6 protein-coding genes are annotated in these 7,458 nt (G+C 70.6%); 1 reads left to right on the top strand and 5 read right to left on the bottom strand.

The features are described 5' to 3' along the window. Positions 1–1,564 (top strand): cellulose binding domain-containing protein (locus tag ACLQ2S_RS18095; RefSeq protein WP_155218980.1); only part of this gene is annotated, 1,564 nt, incomplete at its 5' end. Between the two features lie 63 nt (positions 1,565–1,627). On the opposite strand, the gene ACLQ2S_RS18090 is transcribed toward ACLQ2S_RS18095, so the two are convergent. The 5 genes from ACLQ2S_RS18090 to ACLQ2S_RS18070 all read right to left on the bottom strand — a co-directional run bounded on the left by ACLQ2S_RS18090 (position 1,628) and on the right by ACLQ2S_RS18070 (position 7,455). Next, positions 1,628–2,122, bottom strand: coding sequence for a YcxB family protein (locus ACLQ2S_RS18090; protein WP_309223396.1), 495 nt, complete (start codon positions 2,120–2,122; stop codon positions 1,628–1,630). A gap of 38 nt (positions 2,123–2,160) precedes the next feature. Then, complete coding sequence (locus tag ACLQ2S_RS18085; protein ID WP_425702148.1) at positions 2,161–4,542, bottom strand: ABC transporter permease; 2,382 nt, start codon at positions 4,540–4,542, stop codon at positions 2,161–2,163. Further along, on the bottom strand, positions 4,542–5,276 hold the full coding sequence (locus ACLQ2S_RS18080; protein ID WP_155218974.1) for an ABC transporter ATP-binding protein: 735 nt from the start codon (positions 5,274–5,276) through the stop codon (positions 4,542–4,544). Before ACLQ2S_RS18080 ends, ACLQ2S_RS18085 begins: the two co-directional genes overlap by 1 nt. A 152-nt stretch (positions 5,277–5,428) precedes the next feature. Further along, positions 5,429–6,628, bottom strand: coding sequence for an MFS transporter (locus ACLQ2S_RS18075; RefSeq protein WP_155218972.1), 1,200 nt, complete (start codon positions 6,626–6,628; stop codon positions 5,429–5,431). Further along, complete coding sequence (locus ACLQ2S_RS18070; RefSeq protein ID WP_155218970.1) at positions 6,625–7,455, bottom strand: phosphosulfolactate synthase; 831 nt, start codon at positions 7,453–7,455, stop codon at positions 6,625–6,627. Before ACLQ2S_RS18070 ends, ACLQ2S_RS18075 begins: the two co-directional genes overlap by 4 nt. Positions 7,456–7,458: the final 3 nt, after the last annotated feature.

Genomic DNA, 7,458 nt, shown 5'->3' with positions numbered 1-7,458 from the left:
CAACGTCACCATCACCAACCTCGGTGACCCGGTGAACGAGTGGACGTTGACCTGGGCGTTCGGCGCCGGGCAGACCATCACCCAGGCGTGGAACACCACGGTGAGCCAGGCCGGCGCGACCGTCTCCGCACGAAACGTCAGCTACAACGGCAGCATCCCCACCAACGGCACGACCTCGTTCGGCTTCAACGGCTCGTGGTCCGGCAGCAACCCGATCCCCACCAGCTTCGCCCTCAACGCGGTGGCCTGCACCGGCAGCACCACACCCACCACCCCACCACCCAGCACACCCCCACCCAGCACCCCGCCGCCGACCACCCCGCCGCCGACCGGCCCGGCGGACATCACGGTCAACACCGCCACCAGGTACCAGACGGTCGACGGGTTCGGCGCGGCCACCCCGATCTGGGGCAACGGCACCTGGTCGACGGCCGAGACGCAGACCCTGGTCGGGCTCGGCGCCAACCAGCTCGGTCTGTCCATCGTGCGTACCGGCATCTCACCGGTCTCCAGTGAGTGGTCGACCCAGGTCAACGCCCTGCGTACGGCGAAGTCCGCCGGATCCGACGTGAAGATCCTCGCCTCGCCGTGGACCGCCCCGGCGGAGTGGAAGACCAACAACAGCCGGATCAACGGCGGCAAGCTGCGCACCGACCGCTACGGCGACTACGCGAACCATCTCAACAGCTACGTCCAGTACATGCGCAACCAGGGCGTGACCATCGACGTCACCTCGGTGCAGAACGAACCGGACTGGCACCCGGACTACGACTCGATGGACTGGAGCGGCACCGAGCTGCGCAACTTCGTCCGCGACCACGGCAGCCGGGTGCAGAACACCAAGCTGATGGTCGCCGAGGCGGTGAACCTCAACTACAACTACACCGACCCGACCCTGAACGACTCGGCCGCCCGCAACAACATCGGCTACATCGGCGGCCACCTGTACGGCACCGAGCAGTCGGGCCGGCTGCGCTCCTATCCCCTGGCCGACCAGCACAACAAGCCGGTGTGGATGACCGAGTGGAACCTGCACGCCGCCGACGGCAACGGCTCCAACATCTGGGGCAACCCCGCTAACCAGGCGGTGTGGAACGAGACGCTGGACGACATCATGCGTACGGTGCACCGCTCGATGGAGGCCAACTGGACCGCCTACATCTGGTGGTACGGCAAGCGCTACTACTCCTTCATCGGCGACGGCGAGGCGGCCTTCGGCACCACCGCCGGCGCTCCGCTCAAGCGCGGTTACGCCTTCTCGCAGTACGCCAAATACGTCCGCCCCGGCTACCAGCGGGTCGCCCTCACCAAGAGCAGCAAGGCGTCACCGCTGGAGGTGACCGCCTACATCGGTGGCGGCAAGACCACGCTGGTCATCCTGAACCGCTCGACCAGCGCGGTGAACAACGCGGTGATCCAGGTGCCGCAGAACATCACCCGCGCCGAGCACTACCTCACCTCGCTGAACGCGAGCGCGGCCGGTCAGCCGGTCAGCGTGAACGGTGGGCAGGTCTCCGTCAACATCGCGGCACGCAGCATCTCCACGGTCGTACTCACCTCCTGACGGCGCGGCGCCGGGGTGTGCGGACGTGGACACCGCGCACCCCGGCGACCACGGCGGTCGACCTCACGACCTGAGCAGCCCCCGAGCGGCCATGTACGCCCGCAGCGTCTGCGCGTCCTCGGCGGACATCAACCGCCGTGGGATCACCGTCGCCGGCATCCGACCCACGTAGACGACCCAGAACTCGGGGGTGGCGCGCACCTCGGTCACCCCGTCCCAGGCGATGCCACCGGACTCCGAGCCGCTGCGCATCATGATGGTGTCCTCGGTGATGTCGTAGCCGCCCTCGACGGCATAGCCACTGGAACGACGCCGCGCACGCAGCCGCAACCACGGCCAGTACAGCATCGCCAGCAGCCCGCCCACGACCATCGCCAGCCACAGCGGCCGGGTCTGGTCACCCCACCCGGCCCCCTGCGCCACGGCCAGCCCGATCGCACCGGCCGCCACCAGCGACGCGCCGATGTAGCCGTACCGGCGCAACTGCGCGCTGCTGAGCGCGGCGGCCACCCGGCCCGGATAGGCGGGATCGGCTGGGACGTCGAAACGGATGTGCACGCCGCAACGATAGTGCCTCCACCGGACCCGGCAGCGGGTCACTGGTAGCTGAGGGTCTCCCGGACGGTCAGCCGGGCGGCGCGGCGTGCCGCCACCAGCGTCGCCGCAGCCGCCGCCGCGACCGAGAGCAGCAGCCAGGCGACGAGACCGCCGGGTGCCAGGCGCAGCGGCAGCGGCAGCCCGAAGGAGATCGTGCCGAGCAGTTCGCCGACCAGCACGGACAGCGGCACGCCGAGGACGATGGCCACCAGCGAGCCGAGCAGACCGGTCAGCGTCCCCTCCAGTACGACCATCCGGCGGATAATCGCGGGACGGGCACCGATGGCCTGCATGACGCCGTACTCGCGGGTGCGTTGGGTGACCGTGATGCTCATCGTGGCGGCCAGCCCGAGGACGCCGACAGCCGCCATCAGCGTGGCCAGCGCGAGCAGGGTGCCGATGAAGATGGCCACGTGTTCGTCGATCGCCGTACGGAGATCCTCGGTGAGCATCGACTCGCCGACCAGCACACCCATCGAGTTCAGTGCCGCCTCCAACTCACCGGCCACGACCCCGGGGTCGCCGTCGGTGATGATGTGGAGCATGTTCGCGGTCCCCGGCTCCACGAACCGGGAGACACTCTGCGGGCTCGCGTACGCGGTGGCCGGTCCGCCCGCCTCGGCGATGGTGCCGACGAGCCGCCAACGCCCCACCACCCCGTCGACGGCCAGATGGACGTCGTCACCGACGCGCGGATCACCGAGCCGTGACACGGCGCTCTGGTTCAGCACGACACCGTCGGTGTCCCCGGCCTGTAGCCAACGACCGGCGGTGACCTCGAAGTCGACCATGCGGGTGGGCACGGGCAGCGCGGCGAGCAGGAACCGGCCGTGCCCGTCGTCGGGGTAGGTGCGCTGCACCTCGATGCGCCCGTCGGCGGTCGCGGGCGTGGCCACCAACGAGACGAACGGTTCCGCCGCGACCACCCCGTCGACGGCGGTGGCCGCCCCGGTGATGGTGTCGACCGGTGCCGACGAGGCCAGTCGCAGCTGTGCGTCGTAGGCGCGGCGGGCCATGCCGTCGTCGACCCAGCTGCGCCACGCGGCGGAGCTGTTGAGCCCACTGGTGAACATGGCACCGCCGGCCGCGAGCAGAGCCAGGGTCAGCGCCAGCCGACCCCGGCGGCGCATCAGGTTGCGCAGGGCGAGGGTGCTGAGTCGGCCACCCCGCAGCCGGGTCAGCCACCGGTCGGTGCGCCGACCGCCCACCTCGGTTCCGGCGCCGTGGTCGTCGAGCGCGGCCCGTACCGTGATCCGGGCCGCCCGCACCAGCGGCACGAGCGCGACCAGCAGCGGAATCGCGAGCCCGGCGGCGAGATAGCTCGCCGGCACCCACCACGGCAGCGCCCGGCTGCCGATCTCGACGTTGAGCATCTCGGCGACCAGCCCGGACAGCCCGTACCCGGCCAGCAGCGCCGGACCGACGGCCAGCACGGTGGCGGACGCGGCGATCACGGCGACCGCCCCCAGGTGAACCCGCAGCAATTGGCCGGTGGTGGCGCCGACGGTCTTCATGATGCCGATCTGGCGGGTCTGTGCCGCCAGCATCCCGCCGAGCGTCGCCGCCACCAGAACCCCGGCCAGGACCAGGGCCGCCACGGCGAACGCCAGGAACATACCCGTGATCGTTTCGGACTGGCTGTGATGCGGATGCTGGTACGGCGGCGCCTGGATCAGGTGCACCTGGCGGCCCTGGGCGGTCAACCAGGCCGCGACGGCGGTCGCGGTCGCCTCCACACTCGCCTCGTCCCGCTCGGACGTGACGATGCGCAGCTCGTCGGCTGACGCGGTGAAGCCGAGACGAGCCAGCCCGGCCGGGGTGAGATAGCCGTAGCCGGTGCTCTCCTGCCCGGCCGGGGCCAACGCGGCGTCGTAGACGGTGCCGGACACCCGTACCTCGGTGGTCGCCCCGGACGGCCCGGCGACCGCCAGGCGGTCACCGGCCACCGCGTCCAGGACCGGCCCCGCAGTGCGTTCGATGAGCAGCTCACCGTCGGCGGGCGGCCAGGCGCCGGATTCCAGCCGCAGCTTCGCCACCCGCATCGGGTCATCCGGCGCGATGACGAACAGCAGCATGCGACGCCACTGGTCACCGACCCGGACCCGGGTCAGCACGGTCTGCCGGGCCGCGGCGTCCGTCACGCCGGGTCGGGTGCGGACCTGGGCGAGCAGGGCGGCGTCGACGCCGCCCTGCACCTCCAGGGTCGCGCTCGCCGGGTTGGTGCCGGCATAGACCGCCGCAGCCTCGCGGACGATCACGGTACGGGCGATGAGCAGCGCGCCGACACCGGACATGGCCACCGCGATCGCCAGGATCATGAGCGCGACCCGGCCCCGGGCGGCGACCAGGTCCCGCCACATCTTCACGGTCCGGGGCCGCATCACCGTGAGACCGCCACGTCCTCCGCCACCCGTCCGTCGACCAACGTGACCTGGCGGTCGACGTACCCGGACAGGTCCCGCTCGTGGGTGACCATCACCACCGCCTTGCCGGCGTGGGCCAACTCCCGGAACAGCGTCAGGATCGCCCCGGCGGTGGCGCTGTCGAGGTTGCCGGTGGGTTCGTCCGCCAGGATGACCGGCGGGTCGTTGGCCAGTGCCCGGGCGATCGCGGCCCGCTGCTGCTGCCCGCCGGACAGCCCGGCGGGCACCTTGTCCGCGTGTTCGGCGATGCCGACGCGGTCCAACAGCTCCAACGCGAGCGGCCGACGGCGACGTGCGGGCACCGTGCCGCAGAAGTCCATCGGCAGCATCACGTTCTCGGCGACGGTCAGCGTCGGCAACAACTGGAAGAACTGGAACACCAGCCCGACCGCGCGGCCCCGCCAGGCCGCCAGCCGGGTCTCGGGTACCTCGTGCACGGCGGTCCCGGCCACCCAGATCTCCCCGGCGGTCGGTCGGTCGATCCCGGCGAGCAGGTTCAGCAGGGTCGTCTTACCGCTGCCCGACCGGCCCACCACGGCCGTGAACTCGCCGGCGTCCACCGCGACGTCCACCCCGCTGAGCGCGGGAAACTCACCACCCGGAACGGGGTACGCCTTCGCCACGCCGCGCACCTGGACCACCGGCCCGTCCGCGAGCGCATCCGTGCTCGAACCGTCTCGGTGACGCGTCAAGGTCGATGCCCACCCTTCTCACGCCAGCAGCCGGGAGCGGAAACGCTCGGACGACGGACCGGACCGCAGACCCGTCGCCCGCCACTCTGCCGGACGTTACGGCGCGACGCCGCTTCCTGACAGAACCGCGAAAGGTTCCGGCGCCGCGCTGCTCACCGAGGCGGGTGACGGTTCCTCCTGCCTGCCGACGGCTGATCTGGTGGTAGCCGGACCAACGCACCGGCCGAGATCGCCAACGCCCCCGCAACCATCCAGAACACCCCGACGACGCCGGTGGAGACGATCCCGACCCCGACGGGTAGGGCGGTCTGTGCCAGGCGGTTGGCGGTGAGCCGAAGTCCCATCGCCGCCCCCTGGGTGCCTGGCCGGGCCGCCTCTGCCACCCACGCCATGGTCAACGGTTGCGCGGCCCCCAGGCCGACCCCGAGCAGCATCATGCTCACCACCGCGCCGAGAAGCCCGACCACCGGCAACAGGACGAGTCCGACGACGGCCAGGCCGACGGAGAGGATGATGGCGGTGCGACGGCCCACGCGACGCACCACCCGGTCTACGGCCAGTCGGACCAGCAAGGTGAGGACGGCACGGACCGCGAGCAGCCAGCCCACCGTGCTCACCGACACCCCCCGCTCCTCGGCCCAGGCGGGTAGGAACGTGTAGAGCAGGTCCAAGGCCGCCAGCACCAACCCGCCCGACACCAGCGTCGGCGTCATGCCCCGAACGCCGAGCATGCCCTTCGCCACCTGGCTGGTGGAGTGCGGCAGGTCCGCTCGCTGCCGAGGTCGGGGCACGGTCCGGAGCAGCGGCCGTAGGCAGACGACCGACGACGCGCAGAGCGCCGTACCGATCGCGATCCCCACCGAGGCCGCCGACCAGTCACCGCCACCGGCGGCGTCCGCGCCGAAGCCGGCCGCCACCGGCCCGACGATCTGACCGACGGCGCCGGCGGAGGTGAGTAGGCCGAAGCCCCGGTCGAGGTTTCCGGCTCGGGCTACCGCGACCGCGGACTGTTGGCCGACGATGCAGATCAGATGCCCGAGCCCCAGCAGCACGCTGGCCCCCAGCAGCACCGGGAGACTACGTGCGGTGGCGGCGAGCGTACCGGCGACGGTGAAGACGACAGTCCCACTGACGATCACCCGCGCCGGGCCGAACTGATCGGCCCGGCGACCGACGGGATAGGCGAGCAGCAACGGAAGGACGGAGAAGCTCGCCGCGAGCAGTCCGATGACGGTGTTGTCGCCGCCCAACTCGATCGCGCGGTAGCTCGCCATCGGACGGACCGCCGTGTAGCCGGCCAGCACCAGACCGGCCTGCACGAGCAGCGCCCATTCGCCGCGCTGGCGGGTCACCCCTTGTAGCTGACGACCCGGCCCCAGAGACCCTTCGTACCCCAGATCCCAGAGCGAAGACACTCAAGTTGGTAGATCTGGCTGTGGTCGATGAAGAGGTTGACCTCAGGTCCGTAGTTCTTCACGTACCACTCGAACACCGGCGGATCGGCTGCCTCGAACATCACCGATTCCAGACCGAACTCGCTGATGAACAACGCCGGCACATCGGTACGCCAGCTACGCACCTGCTCGGTGACGCCCTCGGACTCCAGCATCACCAGGTTCGCTCCGGCGTCGAAGGCCCGGCGGGCACGCTGGACCGCGTACTTCGGGTCGCCGATGCCCTCGGCCGCGAGCTCGTCCACGGAGGACGTGCCTCCGGCGCCGAACTGGATACCGACCTCGGCCTTCACCTTCAACCCGGCCTTACGCCCGCGTTCGATCAACCGCAGGTAGTCGGAGGCTGCGATGGCGAGCATGCCGACGGAGATCTCGACGATGTCGAACTCGTAGTGCGCGATGGTCTGGAAGTACTGCTCGACCGCGTCCGGACCACGGGTCAGGACGAACTCGATGAGGCCGCCGGTGGACACCTCGACATTGTGGTCGTGGCACACGTCGATGAACTTCTTGATGGTGGCCTCGGACATCAACGGCATCGAAGCGCCCGGGAACTTGAAGGAGTCGATGTGCGGGCCCACCGACTCCAGCAGGTCCCGCAGGTGGTCAGGGCCGTAGGAGGTGTAGTACGGACCGCGGACCTCGGTCAGTCCGACCGCCCGGGGCTTGCCGGGCCGGTCGTTGAGTCGCAGAAACGGAAAGGCACGTTCGGCAGAGCTGGTCATGGT

The sequence above is a fragment of the Micromonospora sp. DT48 genome (genome assembly GCF_049844495.1).
In the GTDB taxonomy this organism is placed as follows: Bacteria; Actinomycetota; Actinomycetes; order Mycobacteriales; family Micromonosporaceae; genus Micromonospora.
Note: the sequence above shows the minus strand (reverse complement) of the source record. Positions and strands in the feature narration are given on the sequence as shown.

What these genes read in the sequence shown, in the direction of transcription:
- ACLQ2S_RS18070 (WP_155218970.1), bottom strand. Translation starts at nt 7,455, where the DNA reads ATGACCAGCTCTGCCGAACGTGCCTTTCCGTTTCTGCGACTCAACGAC.
- ACLQ2S_RS18085 (WP_425702148.1), bottom strand. Translation starts at nt 4,542, where the DNA reads ATGCGGCCCCGGACCGTGAAGATGTGGCGGGACCTGGTCGCCGCCCGG.